This is a genomic window from Amycolatopsis tucumanensis (assembly GCF_021654135.1).
In the GTDB taxonomy this organism is placed as follows: Bacteria; Actinomycetota; Actinomycetes; order Mycobacteriales; family Pseudonocardiaceae; genus Amycolatopsis_E; species Amycolatopsis_E tucumanensis.
In genome coordinates this window covers 52,156-70,805 of record NZ_JAKGSD010000033.1, presented here as the reverse complement: position 1 = coordinate 70,805, position 18,650 = coordinate 52,156, and the positions used below count along the sequence as shown (strand labels likewise).

28 protein-coding genes are annotated in these 18,650 nt (G+C 70.1%); 9 read left to right on the top strand and 19 right to left on the bottom strand.

The annotated features are described in order from the left end of the window. Positions 1-5: 5 nt before the first annotated feature. Positions 6-581: a hypothetical protein gene (locus L2C96_RS28220; protein WP_127516255.1), complete on the bottom strand. Its 576-nt coding sequence runs from the start codon at positions 579-581 to the stop codon at positions 6-8. A 156-nt stretch (positions 582-737) separates the two neighbouring features. On the opposite strand from L2C96_RS28220, the gene L2C96_RS28215 reads away from it, so the two are divergent. Beyond that, positions 738-1,025, top strand: coding sequence for a DUF2267 domain-containing protein (locus L2C96_RS28215; protein ID WP_237338363.1), 288 nt, complete (start codon positions 738-740; stop codon positions 1,023-1,025). Positions 1,026-1,104: 79 nt separating this feature from the next. Here the strand turns inward: L2C96_RS28215 and L2C96_RS28210 are convergent, their stop codons facing one another. From L2C96_RS28210 to L2C96_RS28150, 13 genes are all read right to left on the bottom strand, one after another. Then, on the bottom strand, positions 1,105-1,476 hold the full coding sequence (locus tag L2C96_RS28210) for a nuclear transport factor 2 family protein (RefSeq protein ID WP_098085261.1): 372 nt from the start codon (positions 1,474-1,476) through the stop codon (positions 1,105-1,107). After that, positions 1,473-1,949 (bottom strand): thioredoxin, encoded by a 477-nt coding sequence (trxA, locus tag L2C96_RS44715; protein ID WP_098085263.1) that lies wholly within the window; start codon positions 1,947-1,949, stop codon positions 1,473-1,475. Before trxA ends, L2C96_RS28210 begins: the two co-directional genes overlap by 4 nt. After that, positions 1,919-2,227: a glutaredoxin family protein gene (locus L2C96_RS28200; protein WP_098085266.1), complete on the bottom strand. Its 309-nt coding sequence runs from the start codon at positions 2,225-2,227 to the stop codon at positions 1,919-1,921. The genes trxA and L2C96_RS28200 overlap by 31 nt, the downstream gene beginning before the upstream one ends. A 21-nt stretch (positions 2,228-2,248) precedes the next feature. Then, a complete protein-coding gene (locus tag L2C96_RS28195; RefSeq protein WP_098085268.1) occupies positions 2,249-3,025 on the bottom strand; it encodes a redoxin domain-containing protein in 777 nt (258 codons plus the stop codon). Positions 3,026-3,080: 55 nt separating this feature from the next. Beyond that, positions 3,081-3,293, bottom strand: coding sequence for a DUF2905 domain-containing protein (locus L2C96_RS28190; RefSeq protein WP_098087038.1), 213 nt, complete (start codon positions 3,291-3,293; stop codon positions 3,081-3,083). Between the two features lie 266 nt (positions 3,294-3,559). Continuing rightward, a complete protein-coding gene (locus tag L2C96_RS28185) occupies positions 3,560-4,009 on the bottom strand; it encodes an Hsp20/alpha crystallin family protein (protein WP_098085272.1) in 450 nt (149 codons plus the stop codon). 568 nt (positions 4,010-4,577) lie between these two features. Further along, complete coding sequence (locus L2C96_RS28180) at positions 4,578-5,306, bottom strand: GAF and ANTAR domain-containing protein (RefSeq protein WP_098085274.1); 729 nt, start codon at positions 5,304-5,306, stop codon at positions 4,578-4,580. A gap of 209 nt (positions 5,307-5,515) precedes the next feature. After that, positions 5,516-5,845, bottom strand: a complete 330-nt coding sequence (locus L2C96_RS28175; RefSeq protein ID WP_098087039.1) for a J domain-containing protein — start codon at positions 5,843-5,845, stop codon at positions 5,516-5,518. A gap of 14 nt (positions 5,846-5,859) precedes the next feature. After that, positions 5,860-6,195, bottom strand: coding sequence for a hypothetical protein (locus L2C96_RS28170; protein WP_127516257.1), 336 nt, complete (start codon positions 6,193-6,195; stop codon positions 5,860-5,862). A 118-nt stretch (positions 6,196-6,313) separates the two neighbouring features. After that, entirely contained in the window at positions 6,314-6,508 is a 195-nt protein-coding gene (locus L2C96_RS28165; protein WP_098085278.1) for an Rv3202a family protein, read from the bottom strand. A gap of 2 nt (positions 6,509-6,510) precedes the next feature. Further along, positions 6,511-6,915, bottom strand: coding sequence for a hypothetical protein (locus L2C96_RS28160; RefSeq protein WP_098085281.1), 405 nt, complete (start codon positions 6,913-6,915; stop codon positions 6,511-6,513). Between the two features lie 100 nt (positions 6,916-7,015). Beyond that, complete coding sequence (locus tag L2C96_RS28155; protein ID WP_098085284.1) at positions 7,016-7,447, bottom strand: Hsp20/alpha crystallin family protein; 432 nt, start codon at positions 7,445-7,447, stop codon at positions 7,016-7,018. A 392-nt stretch (positions 7,448-7,839) separates the two neighbouring features. Further along, positions 7,840-8,235, bottom strand: a complete 396-nt coding sequence (locus L2C96_RS28150; protein WP_143271349.1) for a hypothetical protein — start codon at positions 8,233-8,235, stop codon at positions 7,840-7,842. Positions 8,236-8,369: 134 nt separating this feature from the next. Here L2C96_RS28150 and L2C96_RS28145 point away from each other — a divergent pair, with 134 nt between their 5' ends. Continuing rightward, positions 8,370-8,720, top strand: a complete 351-nt coding sequence (locus tag L2C96_RS28145; RefSeq protein WP_308191188.1) for a MerR family transcriptional regulator — start codon at positions 8,370-8,372, stop codon at positions 8,718-8,720. Between the two features lie 57 nt (positions 8,721-8,777). On the opposite strand, the gene L2C96_RS28140 is transcribed toward L2C96_RS28145, so the two are convergent. From L2C96_RS28140 to L2C96_RS45375, 4 genes are all read right to left on the bottom strand, one after another. Beyond that, positions 8,778-9,299, bottom strand: a complete 522-nt coding sequence (locus tag L2C96_RS28140; protein ID WP_098085288.1) for a hypothetical protein — start codon at positions 9,297-9,299, stop codon at positions 8,778-8,780. 189 nt (positions 9,300-9,488) lie between these two features. Next, on the bottom strand, positions 9,489-9,878 hold the full coding sequence (locus L2C96_RS28135; protein ID WP_158559782.1) for an STAS domain-containing protein: 390 nt from the start codon (positions 9,876-9,878) through the stop codon (positions 9,489-9,491). Then, positions 9,875-10,357: an ATP-binding protein gene (locus tag L2C96_RS28130; RefSeq protein ID WP_369973562.1), complete on the bottom strand. Its 483-nt coding sequence runs from the start codon at positions 10,355-10,357 to the stop codon at positions 9,875-9,877. The genes L2C96_RS28135 and L2C96_RS28130 overlap by 4 nt, the downstream gene beginning before the upstream one ends. Further along, positions 10,245-11,300 (bottom strand): STAS domain-containing protein, encoded by a 1,056-nt coding sequence (locus L2C96_RS45375; RefSeq protein WP_110341268.1) that lies wholly within the window; start codon positions 11,298-11,300, stop codon positions 10,245-10,247. The genes L2C96_RS28130 and L2C96_RS45375 overlap by 113 nt, the downstream gene beginning before the upstream one ends. A gap of 490 nt (positions 11,301-11,790) precedes the next feature. Here L2C96_RS45375 and L2C96_RS28120 point away from each other — a divergent pair, with 490 nt between their 5' ends. Beyond that, positions 11,791-12,579: a GAF and ANTAR domain-containing protein gene (locus L2C96_RS28120; RefSeq protein ID WP_220818364.1), complete on the top strand. Its 789-nt coding sequence runs from the start codon at positions 11,791-11,793 to the stop codon at positions 12,577-12,579. Positions 12,580-12,683: 104 nt separating this feature from the next. Here L2C96_RS28120 and L2C96_RS28115 read toward each other — a convergent pair whose 3' ends face one another. After that, on the bottom strand, positions 12,684-13,139 hold the full coding sequence (locus L2C96_RS28115; protein ID WP_110341272.1) for an Hsp20/alpha crystallin family protein: 456 nt from the start codon (positions 13,137-13,139) through the stop codon (positions 12,684-12,686). A gap of 266 nt (positions 13,140-13,405) precedes the next feature. Here L2C96_RS28115 and L2C96_RS28110 point away from each other — a divergent pair, with 266 nt between their 5' ends. From L2C96_RS28110 to L2C96_RS28085, 6 genes are all read left to right on the top strand, one after another. Further along, positions 13,406-14,044 carry an STAS domain-containing protein gene (locus L2C96_RS28110; protein WP_158559783.1) on the top strand — a complete coding sequence of 213 codons (639 nt, stop codon included), beginning with the start codon at positions 13,406-13,408 and terminating at the stop codon, positions 14,042-14,044. 223 nt (positions 14,045-14,267) lie between these two features. Further along, the gene (locus L2C96_RS28105) at positions 14,268-14,723 is read left to right on the top strand and encodes a YflT domain-containing protein (RefSeq protein WP_236808363.1); all 456 of its coding nucleotides are present in this window, start codon (positions 14,268-14,270) and stop codon (positions 14,721-14,723) included. A gap of 23 nt (positions 14,724-14,746) precedes the next feature. Then, complete coding sequence (dnaK, locus tag L2C96_RS28100) at positions 14,747-16,630, top strand: molecular chaperone DnaK (RefSeq protein WP_098085302.1); 1,884 nt, start codon at positions 14,747-14,749, stop codon at positions 16,628-16,630. 14 nt (positions 16,631-16,644) lie between these two features. Next, a complete protein-coding gene (locus L2C96_RS28095; RefSeq protein WP_098085305.1) occupies positions 16,645-17,295 on the top strand; it encodes a nucleotide exchange factor GrpE in 651 nt (216 codons plus the stop codon). 6 nt (positions 17,296-17,301) lie between these two features. Continuing rightward, on the top strand, positions 17,302-18,294 hold the full coding sequence (locus tag L2C96_RS28090; RefSeq protein WP_098085307.1) for a DnaJ C-terminal domain-containing protein: 993 nt from the start codon (positions 17,302-17,304) through the stop codon (positions 18,292-18,294). Next, positions 18,291-18,647: a chaperone modulator CbpM gene (locus L2C96_RS28085; RefSeq protein ID WP_098085310.1), complete on the top strand. Its 357-nt coding sequence runs from the start codon at positions 18,291-18,293 to the stop codon at positions 18,645-18,647. Before L2C96_RS28090 ends, L2C96_RS28085 begins: the two co-directional genes overlap by 4 nt. Positions 18,648-18,650 lie beyond the last annotated feature (3 nt).

Sequence of the window (18,650 nt, the reverse complement as noted above, 5' to 3'; positions counted from 1 at the left end):
CAGCGTTAGGTCACCCTGGTCAGGTCGCCGTAGGTGAGGACGAACCTGCTGTGGGTCTTGTCGATGGCGGAGCCGGCCAGTTCGCTGTCCGGAGTACCAGCCGGATAGACGATGAGCGATGGCGTGTGCCGGTTCCGTTCGGGCGCCCAGGATCGGATCTCCTCGCAGAGGTACTCGGTTACCTCGGCGGCGGCCGGGCCATGACCGATCGCGCCCAGTTCCCAGCACACCTCGTCGCCGGATTCCAGTCGCCGGGCAGTGAGGTAGACCAGCGTGTCGCCGTCGACCAGCGCCATGCGCCACCATCCCCTTACGGGGTCGCACACCTCGGGTGGGACGTCGGCGTGAACCTTGATCCGGCACACGCGAGGGTCGGTCACGGTCAGGCGGAGCCAGAGCCCGTCATGCGACTCGTTCCTGCCGAGCGTCGTTCCGGACCAGGCGGTGACACGCGGCTGGTCGAGCACCCCACGCAGCGCATCGAGGTCCACGGCCTGATCGCGGTCCCAGTGGAGCGTGACCAGTTCGTCGGTGGTGATCGCGCCGCTGAGTTCGCCCTCGTCGTCGCCGACCAGGTACACGAAGCCGCACAGGTGGAGCGAATCGGACACCAGACGGCCATCGGTGTAGGTGAAGGCGACGCTGCGTCCCTGGCCGCGCCACCGCAGTTCCCTATTGAAGGTGGGTGTTGATCCACTTCGGGAGGGATGGTGGCGTGGCGGGTTGGCGTGTTCTGGGTGTCGCGGGATGCGGTGCAGCTGCCACAGGAGATTAGCGAGCACCTGCGGCGCACGGTCACGATGGGCGGCGCGGGCAGCGGCGTGCGGTTCGACCGTGGCGAGTTCGTCATGCGAGTCGTCCAGCGGGACCGCGCCGACGAGCCGGCGGCGGTGTACCGGGCACGGGTGGTGTTCGAGGTGTTCCGCGAAGCCACGACCGGCGGTGTGGTCGACAAGGTGTGCGAGGCATTGCCGGCCGATGTGCGGGAGTTGGTCGATGCGGGCAGCATCGGGCCGCTGAACTGAGCCGGAGGACCCAGCTCAGCGGCCGGTGTGCCCGCTGTTGCCTGGGAACGCTGTCGGCACGCGCTGCCTCCTGCGGGTGCTATCGGGGTGTCTGCTGGTGGAAGGTCAGCTTCCAGCCGTCGGTGCGGCGCACGTAGACGCTGCTCGTCAGGGCGGTGTAGGTGGGTGCGTCGTCTCGGTGGGCGGTCGCTTCGTAGGTCACGATCGCGGTGTCGTTGGTGGGGTGGAGCACTTGTGGGTCGCGCAGCTGGTAGGCGGACCAGGGTGGGCCGGACAGCGAGTCCAGGATCGCCGTCCGGTTGTCTAGCACGAGGCCACCGGGTAGGAGCATGACCGCGGTGTGGTCGAGGATGTGCTCGTAGAACCGTCGCGCCGTCTCTGGGGTGGACGACAGGGCCTGCCAGCCCTGTTCTTCGAGGTCGATCACCTCGTCGCCGGTGGTCGAGATCATTTTGGTCCTCCTGTCCCGGCGATGGCCCCCTGTTGAGTGAGCCAGTTCTGGAGGGCGTGCGCGGGTTGAGCGCCGACCATCCGGCCGCGTTCGGTGCCGTTGCTCATCAGGATGAGGGTGGGGATACCGCGGACCTGGAGTCGCTGGGCGGTGCGGGGCGCGTGGTCGGCGTTGACCTTGACGACTTTGAGCCGTCCGGCCTGGTCGCGGGCGAGTTGATCGATGACCGGGGCCATCGTGCGGCAGGGGCCGCACCAGGGCGCCCAGATGTCCACGAGGACGGGCAGTGTGCCGTGCTGGACGGCGGGTTCGAAGTTGGTGTCGTCGGCGTCGACCAGCCAGGGCAGGTCGGTCTTGCACGCCCCGCAGCGGGGATGGCCGGCTGCCGCAACCGGAGTCCGGTTGCGGCGCCCGCACCGAGGGCACGGTGTGATCGCCCCGGTTACAGCAGTCCGTGTCGTGTCAGTGCCCATTGCAGCTCCTGGATGGTGGGTTGTTCCAGCCACTGGCCGCCGATGTAGACGACGGGGTTGCGGATGTCTCCGCCGGCCAGCCAGCGCAGTCGTTGCCTGGCTTGGGGGTTGAGGTCCAGGTCGACGTACTGGTAGGGCACGCCGGCGCGGTCCAGCAGGCGGCGCACCATCTGGGTGATGCCACACCAGCGGTTTCCGTACACGACGACCGCGGCGGGCGCGACCGTGCCGACGGTGCGGGCGGCGCGGTTGATCGGGGCGACCATCGGGATCGTCATTGTCGTCACCTCCTCGACAGGTCACAGGTTCGTCAGGTCGTGGGGTTCGCGCGACGCGGGTTGCTGGGCGACCTGGTCGAGCGCGTCGAACAGTTCGTAGATGTCCGGGATGTGGTCCACCTGTGGCGAGACGTGCGCGTAGCGGATGACCCCGTCGGCGTCGACGAGGTAGAGCGCGCGTTCGCTGAACCCGTCGGACTCGCGCCAGACCTGGTAGCGGCGGGCGACCTCACCCTTGGGGTGGAAGTCCGCGAGCAGCGGGAAGGTGATGCCGCGCACGGCCGCCCAGGCGCCGTGGCTGTAGAGGGAGTCCGCGGAGATGCCAAGCACGGTCACACCCCGGCTGGCGAACTCCGGCAGCTCCTGCTGGTAGAGCTCCAACTGTCGACTGCACCCATGGCTCCAGTCCAGCGGGTAGAACACGAGCAGGACCGGGTGCCCGCGGAAATCGGCGAGGCTCACCGGCCGGTTCTTCGCGTCTGGCAACGTGAAATCGGGTGCTCGGGTGCCTACCGCCAGGCCAGTGGACTCGCGGGCGCCCTGCATCGGGGGCGCGCTGCGGTGCAAGTTCGCGACGTCTTCCAGCGTCACGCCCTGCGTGGTGATGCCGTCGGGCGCCTGGTGCCCCACGGCCTGTGTCTCCCCCGTCACGGGGACGTGCTGCACGATTTCCTGGGTGATCGCGTGCAGCACCGACAGTGCCTCGGTCACCGGGGAGTCCGCGTCCAGACGGTCACCGAGGTCGGCGAACCGCTGCTCCAGTTCGTGCAGCCGATCCCAGCCACGAGCGGGAATCATGATCCTCACCTCCCTGACAAAGATTCGGGTGGCGCGGCGCCGGTCGGCGCGAGCCTCATCGGCGAAGCAGCGTCATGGCCAGAGACAGCACGACGGACACCAACAGCATGGACGTGAGTGGCATGTAGACGCGGACGTTCTCGCCGATGAGGCGGATGTCGCCCGGGAGACGATCGAACCACGACAGCCCACCGGTCCACGCGAGCACGCCGACAACGGCGAGCACCAGTCCCGCCGCCACCACGTACGGCCCGATATTCGTGCCCATCGTGGATCTCTCCTCCCACCGCTTCCCGATGTTCCCCACCAACAGAACAGAGCCAGTCGTCGTGCGCGGCCAAATACCGCGCACGACGACCGGCTCGTAAGAGACGGGACGGTCGGCACTTCACCCGTGCTGCCGCGTCGACAGGACGCCGGGCGGCTCGCGCCCAGGCCGCCGGAAAGGGTCAGGGGCGCCCAGGCGTCGATGACCGCGTCACCACGTGCACTGAGGTGAGCGCCGAATTATCACCGCGGAGCGGCGACCAGGGGTCAGGCGTTGATCGCCTGGCGTTCCCCGGTGCCGCTGGTGATGGCGATCTTGCGCGGCTTGGCCTCCTCGGCGACCGGGATGCGCAGGGTCAGGACCCCGGCGTCGTAGCTGGCCTGGATGTTGCCGGTGTCGAGGGTGTCACCCAGGAACAGCTGCCGGCTGAACGTGCCGGTCGGCCGCTCACTGATGATCGTCTCGACCTTCTCGCCGTTCTCGTCGATGACCGTGGTGCGCTGCGCCTTGACCGTCAGCACATTGTTCTGCACATCGACATCGATGGACTCTGGGCTCACGCCGGGCAGGTCGAAGTGCACCACGAACTCATCGCCGGAGCGGTAGGCATCCATCGGCATGACCGCCGACCGCGACAGGCCGCCGCCGAAACCACTGCCGAACCACTGCTGGCTCAACCGGTCCAGCGCCTGGAACGGATCAGTACGCATCAGCATGGCGTTCTCCTCCTTCCCTTCGTCGTGTCCGTGTGCTCGCGTCGCGGACAACCGCGTCGCGTCAGCACCATCACGTCGCTGACATCCCTAGCAACGCACTACTCCTGACCTATGTTCCCTATGTGATGTAGTTCACGCGTCGATCTATTGCTAAATGGATTGAAGTATGAAGGTGCAGTTCAAGGATGGTGTGACGGCAGTGCTGGAACGGCCTGTCGACTCGGGAATCAGACGCAAGAGCACATCAGCACCGCGGACCGTCCTGATTTGGCAGGGCCGCACGGTTGACCGGCGGCGCGCACTTGCTGTCCTGCCGAGCCTGGGCAGGTGTGACGGTGTGCGCCTGCGTGGACAGGTGGCCAGGCGGTGGTCAGACATGCGGGGTGGGTTGTGCGGTGAGTGCGAGAGCATAGGTGGGGTGGAGATCTACCCAGCGTCGCGTCGACGACTTGGAGGGACCGGCGCACGCGACTGGCTGCCGCGCTGCGCACCACCCAGCAGCTGCTCGCCGAAGCGGTCGGTGGACAACCGGAGTGCTGGCTGACGACGATCACCGCCTCGTCGGGGATCACGCGCTGGTGACGTGCGCGACGAACCGGGTGGCGAGGTCACGCAGCTTGATGTTGTCGCGCTGGGATTGCTCGACCAGCAGGGTGAATGCCTGGTCGGCGTCGATCCGCCTGACCGCCATGAGGATGCCTTTGGCCTGGTCGATCACCGCCCGGCTCTCCAGCGCGGTCCGCAAGTGCGCGGCGGTGCGGCGGGCGTGTTGGTAGCGGTGGTAGACGCGCAGGGCCGCCGTGACGGCGCTGGTGTAGAGGTCGAGCAGTTTCTCGTCCAGTTCGGCGAAGCCGTGAGCGTGGGTGCTGTAGCAGTTCACCGCGCCGGCGTGCCCGTCGTCGATGACGATCGGCGCGGACAGGAAGCTTGCGAATCCTGCCTCGGTGGCGTCGCGGGCGAAGTCCGGCCAGCGGTCACGGGCCTGGGCGATCGACACGCGCACCAGCGCGCCTGATCGCGCGGCGTCGAGGCAGGGTCCGTGTCCGAGGGCGTACTGGTCACCGTCGAGGCCGGCGACGACGTCGCTGGTCGTGGCCGCGGTCCGGGCGTTGCCATCGTCGAGCAGGGTCACGGTCGCTTCGTCCACGCCCGGTATGGCCTTGGTGACCTGGGCGCACACCTGCTGCAGCAAGACGGTGAAGTCGTCCACGCTGCCCAACGCCGCAGTCAGGCTTTCCAGCGCGCCGGTGACCTCGTCCAGCACCTGTGGCCACATCTCGTCCCGTGCGCGGTCCATGATTGCCTCTCGTCGGCTGCCGGGCGCCGCAACGCCTGACTACCTCGGGTATCCCGTCAGGCCGCCCGTTACCCATGAACCCTGGGGGTGCATCCGGTGCGCCAGCGCAGTCGATGCCACATGACCTGCGGGAACCGGTGGTGACACGCCTGCCGGGCATCAAGTCGCGGACCCGGTGAAAGTCGGTGCGGAGGCGGTCAGTCGCGCGGTCAGTGGAGGTGGCGGCGGACGGGGCCGACTCGCAGGTCGGGTTGGCTGCGCGCACCGGGGCGGTGGATCCGCACGGGAATGGAGATGGGCTCTCGACATGGTGACGGGGCGGGATGGTCGCGGTCGTCGGTCGCGCGTCGGCGTGGATCGCGCAACTCGGCGTAGGCGGCGAGCACCTCGGTCAGGCGGGCCGGATCGGTGGGTGCGTGCGCGGCGTCGGGGTGCAGGTGGCGCACCAGTGCCCGGTAGGCCGCGGCGATCTCGCTCGGCGTCGCCTCCCGCGAGACGCCGAGTACTTCGTACGGGTCGGGTACCGGTGACGGTGACATGGTCATCCGCTCCGTCAGGGATGGTCGGTCCTGCTCGCCGTTCCCGTGGTGTCCTCGGGCACGGTGTTCTCGGGCACGGTGTGCAGGTGGCTGACGGCGGTGTAGACCTCGCGGGCGGCACCTTCCGCCTCGTCCAGCGCGTGGCGCAGCGCGGCCAGTTCCCGGCAGGTGCGGGCGACGTGCTCGGCGGGGTCGACGTCGTCGTCGGCACGCAGCCGATACCGCTCGGGATAGCCGCCGACCTGCGGTGCCAGCGCTGCGGCCAGGTCACCCAACGCGCCGAGCAGATAGATCAGCTGCCAGGTCTCCTCGCGCAGGCCGGCAGGGCCGGGCCCGTGGCCGGCTGTCACGCGGCCTACCGCGTGCTGCACGGCCTCGGTCACCCTCGTCAGCGCGACGGCCAGCGACGCGCCGGGCGGTGATCCTGAAAGAGTGCGGGAACGGGGCATCGCACGTTGCTCCCGTCGATCACGGCCAGGACTGGTCGTCGGCGGGCTCGTCGGGCAGCGGCACGACGCGCCGCTGATCGGCCACGTCGGCCGGGTCGGCCTCGACCACGTCGATCGGCTCGGTGAGCGGGTCCGCGCCGGACTCGTCCTCCAGGTCGGGTCGGGCGGGGCGCAGCTGGTCGGCCACGTCGTTCCAGGGCTTGTCCAGGCTCATCGTCATTCCTCCCCTTGCGGCGTCTTCCCGTCGCGGTTGGTACCGGCCAGGTCGTCCAGGGCGGGGGCGAGCAGCAGTGCGCCGGTGGTCAGGCAGCCGTGCAGTGCCCGCAGATCGGCGTGGATCTCGTTGCTGACCTGCGGGCCGTGCCGCTCGGCGAGGGCCGGGGTGCGGTCCATCAGGGTCTGCACCAGGTCGGCCAGGGTGGTGGTGACCTCGTGCGTGCCGGTGATGACCGCGGACACCTCGGCCGCGCCAGGGAAACCGGTGCGCAGGGCGGTGGCGGTGTCGGCGAGCCGCCGCCGGGCATCGGCCAGCGCCCCGTCGATCCGCGTCCCGCCGACGCGCGCGACCTCGGTCCGCGCTGCGTCGATCGGCGCCGCGCCGTCATGCCTGGTGTCGGTCATCGGTTCCCTCCTTTCCCGCACCTCGTCGGCTTCCCCCGGCACGGCCCCGGAAACACCCCGCCGACGGGGCGCGTCGGCGGGGCCGGCGAGGGCGTGCGGGTCAGGCGTTGACCTGCTTGCGGTCGCTGCCGGCGCTGATGGCGATCTTGCGGGGCTTGGCCTTCTCAGCCACCGGGATTCGCAGCGTCAGCACACCGGCCTCATAGCCGGCCTGGATGTGCTCGGCGTCCAGAGCCTCGCCCAGGAACAGCTGCCGGCTGAACACGCCGCGGGGCCGCTCGGCGACCTGGTACTCCACGTGCTCCTTGGTCTGGCCGGGGCGTTCGGCCTTGACGGTCAGCACGTTCTGCTCGACGTTCACCTCGATCGAGTCCGGGCTGACGCCGGGCAGGTCGAATGCGACCACGTACTCGTCCCCGGTGCGGTAGGCGTCCATCGGCATCGCCGCGGGACGGGCCGCGGTTCCGTTGGCGCCGAAGAACTGCTGGGTCAGCCGGTCGAGCTCGCGGAACGGGTCGGTACGCATCAACATGTCACAGTCTCCTTCCACACCATCAGGTTGTCGATCAGGTCAGTTCCGATCGGACGGGGCTGCATCCCCGCCGCTCATTCTTGCTAACGGTCCGCTCAGCTTTTCTGTTCCCGTGACCACAACTTCGGCGACGACGGCGAGGGAACCTGGGGGTGCCCGGACGCGCCGAAGCCCGCCCTGGCGATGCAGTGGCGGGCCTCGCGGATTCACATGATCGAGGAAGGCTGGACGCTGTCCCCAGCGACGACCGTGACCGGTGCTGGCCGTGGCGGGTCGGTAGGTGCGTCACGAGACGCGGTGCTGGCATTGCTCACCGGTGTGCCAGCCAACGACGAGAGCCGGCTGCCACGGGCAGGTTCACGTGATGGTGCCCCGGTACGGTCGTGCCGTTATCACCTCCTTACGTGTTCGCTGGTGCTGCGATCCGGGAAGAGGGTCCGCGCGGTCGGCGCGGCGTCGCACAGCGGCGGCGGAGGAGACCGTTCGCGAGCTCCGACTCGCCGCGCGGTCCGCGCGAGATCACCGCTGACAGCGTGGGACAGCGGGTCGCGGCGCGACGACGCCTCGTCGCCGCGGTGGCGACGGGTGGGCGCTGGTCCTGGTGGCCGGTCGTGCGGCGGGAGAGGCCGCGTCGCGGAGGAGCCGAAGTTGGCGGCGACGATCGCGTCGAACTCCGCGCGCACCCACGCGGGCTCCGCGCAGATCAGGTCGGCGAAGCGAGCCGGCCCGACCTCCAGGGGCCACGCGAGGTCGCTTCCCGCCGTGCGGGCGATGCTCGTGCCATCCATCTCGATCACTCCCCAGCTGTGTGTCCACCAGGTTCTGACCGATACTTTTCTTATAGTGAGTACTGTAGATTATGTCAAGGCGCCACTGGAGGTACCGTGGTTCGGAGAGTGTCGGGTGAGGGTCAGGTCGACCCGTGGTGTCCGTGGGAGGCCCGCTCGTGACCAGTACTGATCTGCGCGATCTCGATGATGTCGACTATCCGGCGTACACCACCGGGCAGGCCGCGATGATGCTCGGTGTGCAGCAGGCGTTCCTGCGCAGCCTGGACACCGCTGGGCTGGTGCGTCCGCAGCGTTCCGGTGGTGGGCACCGCCGCTACAGCCGCCGCCAGCTGCACCTCGCCGCGCGCATCCGGGGTCTGCTCGACGACGGCCACGGGATCGTCGCGAGCGCCCGGATTATCGCGCTGGAAGACGAACTCGCCGCCGCACACGCCCAGATCGCCGAGTTGCGCAGCCGGCTGGACACCGCGACGCAACCCTGATCGCCCGGCACGTTCAGTCACGGCTCCGCATCGGCTCAGTCCGCGCCGGTGCGGGGATCAACGGCAGCGCGCGTAGAAGGAGAGGGCCCGCCGGTGTGCCCCGGCCAGCGTGTCGAGCTGGTCGGCGGTGAGCGAGGTCGTGATGCCCTCGTCGGTCTCCTCGCCCATGATCGCGATGCTGCCGCGCCAGACCCGCGGCGCGCAGCTCAGCGAGATCAGCACGGCCGAGCCGACCGGATTGGGCGGGTGGACTCGCGGCAGGTGATCGGCCGCGTCGGCCACTTTGGCGCGCATCCCGCCGGCCAGCGGCACGCCGTTGACGGCGCCGCCGTCGGGATCGACCTGGTCGCGTACCGCGGTCCACAGTTCGTGCTGGTAGGGCTCACCCCACTCGTCTGGCCCCGTGTCGCCGACCGCCTCGCGCACCATCAACAGGCCCTCGGGTGTGATCACGGCGTAGCGCACGGTCGGGCCTGGCACCTGCTCGGCGCCCGCGCACCCGATGATGAGGTGATCCCGTGGTGGGGGTGTGCCGTGCGCACCGCCAGCGACCTGGTTGCTGCGGGTGATGGCGCGCACGCGGCCACCCTACGGTCGGCGGACCACAATGGCCGCGGCCCGACGGCGGACTCAACCCGAACGAGTGAACCGTGACCGCTCCACCCCAGGGTCGGCGCGATCGTGCACCACCGGTCGCCGCGCATCGCTCGGATGCATCAGCCGGAGGTCGGTGGCCGCCGACGCTCTCTCAGCAACCCAGGGGGCGGCTTAGGGTCTGGGAGCCTGCAGCGCCTCGTCGACCGTGTGGTAGAGCGCCAGGACGTCGTCGAGGCCGGTGACCTCGATGGGCCTGATGACGGGACGGTTCGCGTCGACCACGACCGGCAGCGATGCGTGCCGCCGTCCCGCGTGCCGGGTGGCCTGCAGCAGCACGGTCAGTCCGGCGGAGTCCAGGAACGTGACCGCGGTCAGATCCAGGATGCAGGGGCCGCGGCTGGCCTCCCGATCGAGGCACTCGATGATCGCCGCGGCCAGGTGCGGCGCGGTGTCCAGGTCGACCTCGCCGGTCACCTCGATCACCAGGGTGCCGTCGTCGGCCTCTCGGTGCGAGCGGATGCTCAACTCCACCGGCGGCGGTTGCTCGCTGGGAGGGGTCACGTCGGCACGTGGGAGGTGTCGGTGAGGGCGGGCCAGGATGCCGAGGTGAGCGAGCCGCCACTACGGGGTTCGGTGCCTCGCGCGCGTGCCACCGCCAGATGCCGGGACGCACCGTTATGTCCTGCGCCGTCCAGGGCCAGCTCGGCCCACACCGTCTTGCCACCGGCGCGGTGCTGCACGCCCCAGGCCGACGCCAGCCGGTCGACCAGCAGCAGGCCGCGTCCCCCCGAGTGATCCGGCGGACGGATCCGGGGCAGCCCGCTCGCGGTGTCGTCGACCTCGATCCGCAGCCGCCGACCATGATGGATCAGCGTGGCGCGGCAGGTGCGCCGGGGCGCACCATGTCGGTGCGCGTTGCTGACCAGCTCATCGGCCACCAGAACGGCGTCCTCGACGACCACGCCGCCGTGGTCGGCCACCAAGCCGCGGACCAGCCGACGCACGTGCTTGGTCGGTGTCGTATCGAGGTCGCAGCTCACGCCGGGCGCTGTCGAGGTGCTGCCTGCCGTCTCCCACGCCTGGGTGGACATGGCACCACACCACCTTCGTCCGAGAACACTCTCCACGGCGAAGAGTCATCCCCGGAGATACCCGACGGTTCACCACAGCAAACCTGAGCGGTGTCCACGCTAGGTGCCGTGTCGTTCCCTGGGCCGACTTCCACTCGACCAGCTCACTGACCCAGCGGCGCCCAGGCACGGCGTGGGCGGTGTTTCCATCGCAACCCAGCGGCGTGCCCGGCAACGCTGCCAGGTGACGAGGCGATCCGCGAGTCGGTTGCGCGCTGGAGTGGGCTCGCACTCGCCGGACAGCCTGATGGCGATGAGGTTGCATCCCCTCACCACGGTCTATGGATGTTGTGTCGTCGCGCGCCTGGTGGAGTTCGGGTTGCGCGTGCCGCCTGGTCGTGTCAGGGGCCGTGGCCTTCTGAACCTGGCTCGCCGCCGTCCGGGTCGGTGGTTGTTCGCGCCGGACGCGGCCGTTGCCTGCGAGGTATGACGGTGCGGCCAGGGCCTGGGCACGGCTGGGGTGGACGTCGAACGTGGTGGTCAGGTCGAGCAGGGTCAGCGGCAGGAGCACCGGCCGGTGGGTGGCGACGACCCGGAACGCGATCCGGCGCTGGTGGGCGTGCTCGCGGGCCTGCAGGAGCGCGGTGATGCCAGCGGCGCCCAGGAACCGCACGTCGGTGAGGTCCGTGACGAGCACGGTGTGCCGGGAGCCGGTTAGGGCGTGGGTGAGTCGGCTCCGCAGTTGGGGCGCGGTGAGGAGATCCAGCTCGCCGTGAACCTCGGCGAGCAGCGCGCTGGGTGTGGGGCTGCTCAGCGCGACCCGGAACGCGGGACACGTGCCGTGGCTGGCGTGCGCGTGGTCCGGGTGGTCGGGCTCACCGGCGCCGGGCGGCCGAATGAGGCGGTCGGTCATGACACGCCCCAGGGAGGTCGACTGGAACGTCGCGGCGGCAGCGGGTGGGCAGGGAACACGGCCAGACCTCCGTCTCGCGATGCGGCGGAGGGGACGCCGGCCGTGGCCCGCGCCGAAGTCGTGCGGTGCGCGAGCCGTCGCAGGTGCGGATGGGCCTGGTTGTCCTGCTCCACCTGAGTGGGTTTGCAGCACGTCCCGGCTGACTGCACAACCGCGAGCTGACCGACATGCTAGTGACGGCGCTGCCCGGTTTCCAGAGGGCGAAGCACTGTCGGGGAGGCGGCGCGCTGGACAGGGTTGCGGTCGGCGCGGGCGGTGCCAAGACTTGGGGTCGTCGGGGGCGACCTCGATACTTCGGTACGGTCATCGACGGTCGGTGTTCAGCAGCGCAGCATCGGATGCGATGAAGGTCGCCTCCGGCGCTCCCGCGGCAGGCCGGGGTTGAGTCCGCGCGACCGTGGCCGTTGCCGCGACAAAGGGGTTTGTGCGCATGACCGGCGAAACCGAGCTGCTGACCATCTCCCAGGAGCTGGCCGAGGTGTCGCGGCTGGTCGAGGACGACGACGTGACGGGCGCGCTGGGACGCTTTGCCGAGCGGGTGCTGCGCACCGTGCCGGGCTGCGCGGCGGTCACCGTCACCATGACCGGCGCGCGGGCCGAGCAAGCGGACGTGGTGGCGGCCTGCGCGACGCCGGGTGCAGCGGCGCCCACGCAGGACATGCTGACCGGTGACGGCCCGCTCGTGGAAGCGTTGCGGTATCGCGAACCTCGCCGGGTGGACGACACGCACACCGATCAGCGGTGGCCGCGGTTCAGCGCGCGTCTGGCCGAGCACGGCTATCGCAGTGTCCTGGTGTTGCCGGTGCCGACCCGCCGCTGCGGCGGATCGGGCGGGTCGGCGGTGCTGACGGTGTTCTCCGACGAGCCGCACCGATTCGACGAGACCGTCCACGACGTCGCGCTGCTGCTGACGGTGCACGCCGGCGTGGTGTTCGACAACGCGCAACTGTTCCACGACAGCCGCCGCCTGGTGGACCACCTCAAGGTGGCGCTGGAGACCCGGCAGACGATCGGACAGGCCCAGGGCCTGCTGATGCGCCACTTCGGCTGCGACGCCCAAGGCGGGTTCCACTTGCTCAAGGGAGCCTCGCAGAACACCAACACCAAACTCCGGGACGTCGCCGAGATGCTGGTCTCCGCCCACGAACAGGACACCTTCGACAGCGCCCTGACCAAGTTCCGGCTTGACGCCACCACCGCGGGAGCCGCGACGAGCTAGCAGCCCGGTTTCTCACAGCCACAGCAACGCCCGCGCCACCGACCCGCGGCTGTGCTAGGCGGGGCAGGTGGCGCGGGCATTGCCGGTGGACTGCCTGGGGATGGTCACTTGCCGCTGATCGCGATGCGGCGCGGCTTGGCCGCCTCGGTCTTGGGCACACGGACGGTCAGCACGCCCTCGTCGAGGGTGGCCTCGATCTTGTCGGCGTTCACGTCCTGCGGCAGGGTCACCCGGTAGGCGAACTGGCCGGTGCGGCGGGTGCGGTGCCTAAACCAGCCCTGCCGCTCCTTCTCCTTGACCTCACCGTTGATGGCCAGCTCGGTGCCGACCACGTCGATGGTGATGTCGTCGCGCTTGATCCCGGGCAGCTCGACCTCGACCAGGTAGGCGTCCTCGGTCTCAGTCACGTCGGCCAGCGGCGACCAGGCCCGCACGCCCTCGTCGAGGCGACCGGCCACCGAGTCCATCCAGCGGCCCATCTGACTGTAGAGGTCCTCGAACTCCCGGAACGGGTCCCAGTGCCGCAGCGAGCTCGACGATCGCACAGCAGGCAGCGTCATGGCTCTCACCTCCACAACTCGATCACGTGTCGTTACCGCGTCCGCCAGAACCTGTCGCCCCGGCGGCCGGACATCCACCACGACGAACATGAGCCACCTCTTGTTCCCGAAGTTGAGCCTATCCGACTCAAGATTTATGTGATCTGAGTCACAAACACGGGTGGTGTCGGGAACACGGGATGGAGTCGTGCACGTCTTGTTGGGTGAACGACGGCCAACTCATCCCGCTCTGCTCGCGGACGCCAGGATGGGAGGTGGTGTTCGGGATGGCGAGTGCACCGACGTTCGTATCGACGCCCGCGCCGAGCACCGGGCACGGCGCCCGGCCAGCGCGCACCGGCACGAACCGGCTCATGCCGCAGGCGTGCACGCGTGACCGTGGGACCAGTGCCAGCGGGGTGCCCGCCGGGCGCGTGCTGGCCGACTCCGGCGACGGCGTATGGATTCTGCGTCCGAGCGCGGAGCAGGCCGAGCGCCTGGCCCGGCACCTGCCGCGGTGGCTGGCCCGGCTGCGCACCGGCGGCGCCCGGCAGGTCGTGATCGACCTGCACCGGGTCCGACGCCTGGACTTCACCGGCTTCGGGCTGCTGCTGCGCCTGCTCCGTGACGTGCTCAGGGTTCCGGTGGTGATCACCGAGGCAGCCGGGCACGTCGCGGCGACGTTGAACCAGCTCGACCTGCTCGCCGACGCCCAGCTGGTGCCGGCCCCGCATCGACCGCCCCGGACCAGCGCTCCCACCGCGCCCTGGCCCACACCGGACGGTGCGCACCGCGCGCCACGCCGACTGCCTGGTGAGCGGGTGCTCCATCCCGGCGGTGCGGCGCACGGCAGCAACCCCAGCCGCACGGCGCGCAGCAGGCACGGCGACCGACACCGGCACCGCAGTCCCGTGGCATCCCGCTAGGTGCAGCATCCGCACCAGCCGACAGGGCGACCCCGTCGACCTGTCCGCGGCGGTGACCGCAAGCCCGGTTGGTGCGAGCCGCGGCGGGTATGCGGGTGGTTGGCCGGTGATTTCTCTCCCGCTACGCGCGGCATGCGTGTAGTAGCGCTCGTGGGGCGGAGAGACCCATCGAAGGCGAGTTCACAACAGCAGGGAGGCGGAAGCAATGGCTCGATTGGCTCAGGTGACCAGCTCCCGTAACCGGGAGGTCGTGGCGGGGTTCGACAACTACGCCGACGCGGAACGCGCGGTGGACTCGTTGTCCGACAAGGGTTTCCCGGTCGAGCACACCACCATCAGCGGCGTGGGCCTGCGCCTGGTGGAAGACGTGCTGGGCCGGCTGACATATCCGAAGGCAGCCGGGCTGGGCGCCCTCAACGGGCTGTGGATCGGGCTGCTGTTCGGCGTGTTCCTGGCGCTGTTCACCACCAACGCGGTCGCGTGGTTCGCGGTGATCTTGTGGGCGCTGCTGTGGGGCGCGGTGGTCGGCGCCGTGGCGGCCCTGATCTGGCACGCGCTCTCCGGTGGCCGCCGGGACTTCCTCTCGGCCAGCCAGCTGATCGCCGACCGCTACGAGGTGCTGGTCGACCCCGCGCACGCCGAACGCGCCCGCGAACTGCTGCAGACCAGCCAGTCCTGATCACGTGAGGGGAGGCGCTTCTCATGGCTAAGGCAGTCGGTATCGACCTGGGAACCACCAACTCGGTGATCGCCACCGTGGAGGGCGGCCAGCCGACCGTGATCCCGAACAGCGAGGGCAGCCGCACCACCCCGTCGGTCGTGGCGTACACCGACCAGGGCGAGCGGCTGGTCGGGCAGCTCGCGCGCCGCCAGGCGATCCTGAACCCGAAAGGCACCATCGCGTCGGCGAAGCGGTTCATCGGCCGTCGGTTCGAGGAGGTGGCCACCGAACGGGACACGGTGTCCTATGAGGTGGTGTCCGGCCCGAACGGCGCGGCACGGTTCGATGTGCGTAGCAAGCAGGTCGCGCCGGAGGAGATCTCTGCGGCGGTGCTGCGCAAGCTGGTCGACGACGCGTCGAAGTACCTGGGCGAGAAGGTCACCGAAGCGGTGATCACGGTGCCGGCGTACTTCAACGACGCCCAGCGGCAGGCGACCAAGGACGCCGGCAAGATCGCCGGGCTGAACGTGCTGCGGATCATCAACGAGCCGACCGCGGCGGCGCTGGCCTACGGGCTGGACAAGAAGAAGAACGAGACCGTGCTGGTGTTCGACCTGGGCGGCGGCACCTTCGATGTCAGCCTGCTCGACGTCGGCGACGGGGTCGTGGAGGTCCGCGCCACCGCCGGCGACACGCACCTGGGCGGTGACGATTTCGACCGGCGGATCGTGGACTGGCTGGCCGAGGAGTTCCGCAAGGACTACGGCATCGACCTGCGCAAGGATCCGCAGGCGCTGCAGCGGCTGTACGAGGCGGCGGAGAAGGCGAAGGTCGAGCTGTCCTCGGTGTCCCAGACCACGATCAACCTGCCGTTCATCACCGCCGACGCCGGCGGGCCGAAGCACCTGAACACCACGCTGATGCGGTCGAAGTTCGACCAGCTCACCGCGGACTTGGTGGAGCGCTGCATGGGCCCGGTGCAGCAGGCGATGGCGGATGCGAAGGTGACCGCGAACGACATCGACGAGGTGATCCTGGTCGGCGGTTCGACCCGGATCCCGGCGGTGCAGCAGCTGGTGCGCCGGTTGACCGGCGGCAAGGACCCGAACATGACGGTCAACCCGGACGAGGTCGTCGCGCTTGGCGCGGCGCTGCAGTCCGCGGTGATCAAGGGCGAGATGTCCGACGTCCTGCTGCTCGACGTCACTCCGCTGTCGCTCGGTGTGGAGACCCTGGGCGGGGTGATGACCAAGGTGATCGAGCGCAACACCACCATTCCGGCGCGGCGTAGCGAGGTGTTCTCCACCGCGGAGGACAACCAGAACGCCGTGGATGTGGTGGTGCTGCAGGGTGAGCGGGAACGCGCGGCGGACAACCGGGTGCTGGGCCGGTTCCGGTTGGAGAACATCCGGCCCGCCCCGCGTGGGGTGCCGCAGGTCGAGGTCACCTTCGACCTCGACGCCAACGGCATCCTCAACGTCTCCGCCAAGGACAAGGACACCGGCGCCGAACAGACCATCACCATCAGCGAAAGCTCCAACCTCGACCAGAGTGAGGTCGAGCGGATGGTCGCCGACGCCGAACGGCACCGCGGCGAGGACGCCAAGATCCGCGAGCGCGTCGACGCCCGCAACACCCTGGACACCATCGCCTACCAGGTCGAGAAGCGCCTCGGTGAGTTGGGTGACGCCGCGCCCGCGCACGAGAAGGCCCGCGCGGAGCTACTCATCGGCGACGCTCACCAGGCCGTCAAGGACGACACCGTCGGTATCGAGCGGCTGCGGGAGCTGACTTCGGAGCTGCAGCAGCTGTTCTACGGCCTGGATACCGCGGCCGGAGGCACCGCCGGCAATCAGGCCGGTGGCGGCGCCCGGCGGGACGGCGGCGGTGATGACGTGATCGACGCCGAGTTCACCAGCGAGTGAGAGGAGGGCACGCCATGGCCGAGGACCGCATCCGCTCCGGCCCCGGCGAGCACCTCGACCCCGGCGGCCGAGCGACGGTCGGCGAGCAGCAGCCGCGGGAGGAGCGGTTCGTGCGGGAGCGGGCCGAGCCGCCCGCTCCCGAAACCGACCCGGCCGCCCCGGCCGACCAGGCCGAGCCCGAGGACGAGGTGGCTCGGCTGCGGGCACAAGTGGCCGAGCTGGAAGACCGGTGGCGGCGTACCGCCGCGGAGCTGGACAACCTGCGCAAGCGGGTAGCCCGAGACAGCGAACGGCAACGCCTTGACGAGCGCGGCCGGGTGGCCGCGGCCTGGCTGCCGGTCGTGGACAACCTCGACCTCGCCCTGACCCACGCCGACGCCGACCCCGGCTCGATCGTGCAGGGCATCCGCGCGGTCCGCGACCAGGCCCTGACGGTGCTGGCCGGACTGGGCTACCCACGCCGCGACGACCACGGCGTGGCGTTCGACCCGACCCGGCACGAGGCCGTGTCCACCCGCGCGGACACCGAGGCCAAGCCCGGCACCGTGGTCGAGGTACTGCGCCCCGGCTACGGTGACGCCGACCGGCAACTACGTCCGGCGACGGTCGTGGTCGCCGCCCGCGCCGCCGATGACGGATCCCGAGACGAGCGGGACAGGGGGTGACGCTCGGTGGCTCGTGACTTCTACGAGGCGCTGGGGGTGTCGCGCACCGCCAGTCAGGAGGAGATCCAGCGCGCCTACCGCACGCTGGCGCGCAAGTACCACCCGGACGTGAACAAGCAACCGGGGGCCGAGGATCGGTTCAAGGAGGTCTCCGAGGCGTACCAGGTGCTCTCCGATCCGGAGACGCGGCGCCGCTACGACGCGTTCGGGCCGGACTTCCGGCAGGTGCCCGAGGGCGTCGACCCCGAGACCTGGCAGCGCGCCCGCGCCGGCACCGGCGCGCGGTCCGGTTCCGGTGGTGAGCGGGTCTGGGTGAACACCGGGCCCGGCGGAGGGTTCGGCGGGTCGCCGTTCAGTGCCGGGTTCGGCGGCGAGTTCGATGTCGAGGACCTGTTCGGCAGCATCTTCGGCCAGCGCACCGCCCGCGCCCGCGGGCAGTCCGTGCGGGGCGCGGACCAGGAGGCCGAACTCGAATTGACTGTCGAGGAGGCATACCGGGGCGGGCAGCGTTCGCTGACCCTGCCCGGCCCCGACGGGCCGCGCACGCTGCGGGTGACCATTCCCGCCGGGGTGACCGACGGGCAGCGGATCCGGCTGGCCGGGCAAGGCGGCCAGGGCATCGGCAACGCCGCGGCAGCGGGCGACCTGTATCTGGTGGTGCGGCTGACACCGCACCCGCGCTACCGCGTCGACGGACGAGACCTGACCGTCGATCTGCCGTTGGCGCCATGGGAAGCCGCATTGGGCGCGACGGTCGCGGTGGACACCCCCGGCGGGCAGACCAAGGTGAAGGTCCCGGCGGGTACCTCCAGCGGCCGGCGGTTGCGGCTGCGCGGACAGGGCATGCCCCACCCGCGCGGCCAGGCCGGTGACCTCTACGCCGAGGCGCGGATCGTGGTACCCGACCGGCTTACCGACGCCGAGCGCCGGCTGTTCGCCGAACTGGCCACAGCCTCGACCTTCGACCCCCGCGGCACGTCGGCGAGGAGGCGGTCATGACCGACAGTTCGATCCCAGGTGCCCCGATGAGCTATGCGTTGATCCGCTACCAGCGCGATCCCGACCACAACCGGCGTGGGTGGCTGGACCTGGAATCCTTCGCCCGCGCCACCGGCACCCACCCGGACCTGGTGACCCGGTTCGTCGCGCTCGGGTTGCTCGACCCAGAGCGAGACCGGGCCGGGGCGCTGTGGTTCGCCCCGGACCAGCTGGCGAGGCTGGCCCGCATGCAGCGACTGCGCGCCGCGTTCTCGGTCAACTACGCCGCTCTGGGGCTGGTGCTGGATCTGCTGGACCGGGTCGACCAGCTGGAACGCGCGCTGCGCCGTAGTCAACGACAACCGTGGAGGTGACCC

Excerpts from the sequence above, each read along its gene's own strand:
- L2C96_RS45375 (WP_110341268.1), bottom strand. The coding sequence starts at position 11,300 with ATGACCGACCGCCTCATTCGGCCGCCCGGCGCCGGTGAGCCCGACCAC.
- L2C96_RS28110 (WP_158559783.1), top strand. The coding sequence starts at position 13,406 with ATGGCGAGTGCACCGACGTTCGTATCGACGCCCGCGCCGAGCACCGGG.
- L2C96_RS28095 (WP_098085305.1), top strand. The coding sequence starts at position 16,645 with ATGGCCGAGGACCGCATCCGCTCCGGCCCCGGCGAGCACCTCGACCCC.
- L2C96_RS28175 (WP_098087039.1), bottom strand. The coding sequence starts at position 5,845 with ATGTCACCGTCACCGGTACCCGACCCGTACGAAGTACTCGGCGTCTCG.
- L2C96_RS28200 (WP_098085266.1), bottom strand. The coding sequence starts at position 2,227 with ATGACGATCCCGATGGTCGCCCCGATCAACCGCGCCGCCCGCACCGTC.
- L2C96_RS28210 (WP_098085261.1), bottom strand. The coding sequence starts at position 1,476 with ATGATCTCGACCACCGGCGACGAGGTGATCGACCTCGAAGAACAGGGC.
- L2C96_RS28120 (WP_220818364.1), top strand. The coding sequence starts at position 11,791 with ATGACCGGCGAAACCGAGCTGCTGACCATCTCCCAGGAGCTGGCCGAG.
- L2C96_RS28160 (WP_098085281.1), bottom strand. The coding sequence starts at position 6,915 with ATGACCGACACCAGGCATGACGGCGCGGCGCCGATCGACGCAGCGCGG.
- L2C96_RS28195 (WP_098085268.1), bottom strand. The coding sequence starts at position 3,025 with ATGATTCCCGCTCGTGGCTGGGATCGGCTGCACGAACTGGAGCAGCGG.
- L2C96_RS28180 (WP_098085274.1), bottom strand. The coding sequence starts at position 5,306 with ATGGACCGCGCACGGGACGAGATGTGGCCACAGGTGCTGGACGAGGTC.
- L2C96_RS28165 (WP_098085278.1), bottom strand. The coding sequence starts at position 6,508 with ATGAGCCTGGACAAGCCCTGGAACGACGTGGCCGACCAGCTGCGCCCC.
- L2C96_RS28190 (WP_098087038.1), bottom strand. The coding sequence starts at position 3,293 with ATGGGCACGAATATCGGGCCGTACGTGGTGGCGGCGGGACTGGTGCTC.
- L2C96_RS28115 (WP_110341272.1), bottom strand. The coding sequence starts at position 13,139 with ATGACGCTGCCTGCTGTGCGATCGTCGAGCTCGCTGCGGCACTGGGAC.
- L2C96_RS28185 (WP_098085272.1), bottom strand. The coding sequence starts at position 4,009 with ATGCTGATGCGTACTGATCCGTTCCAGGCGCTGGACCGGTTGAGCCAG.
- L2C96_RS28150 (WP_143271349.1), bottom strand. The coding sequence starts at position 8,235 with ATGGATGGCACGAGCATCGCCCGCACGGCGGGAAGCGACCTCGCGTGG.
- trxA (WP_098085263.1), bottom strand. The coding sequence starts at position 1,949 with ATGGGCACTGACACGACACGGACTGCTGTAACCGGGGCGATCACACCG.
- L2C96_RS28155 (WP_098085284.1), bottom strand. The coding sequence starts at position 7,447 with ATGTTGATGCGTACCGACCCGTTCCGCGAGCTCGACCGGCTGACCCAG.
- dnaK (WP_098085302.1), top strand. The coding sequence starts at position 14,747 with ATGGCTAAGGCAGTCGGTATCGACCTGGGAACCACCAACTCGGTGATC.
- L2C96_RS28085 (WP_098085310.1), top strand. The coding sequence starts at position 18,291 with ATGACCGACAGTTCGATCCCAGGTGCCCCGATGAGCTATGCGTTGATC.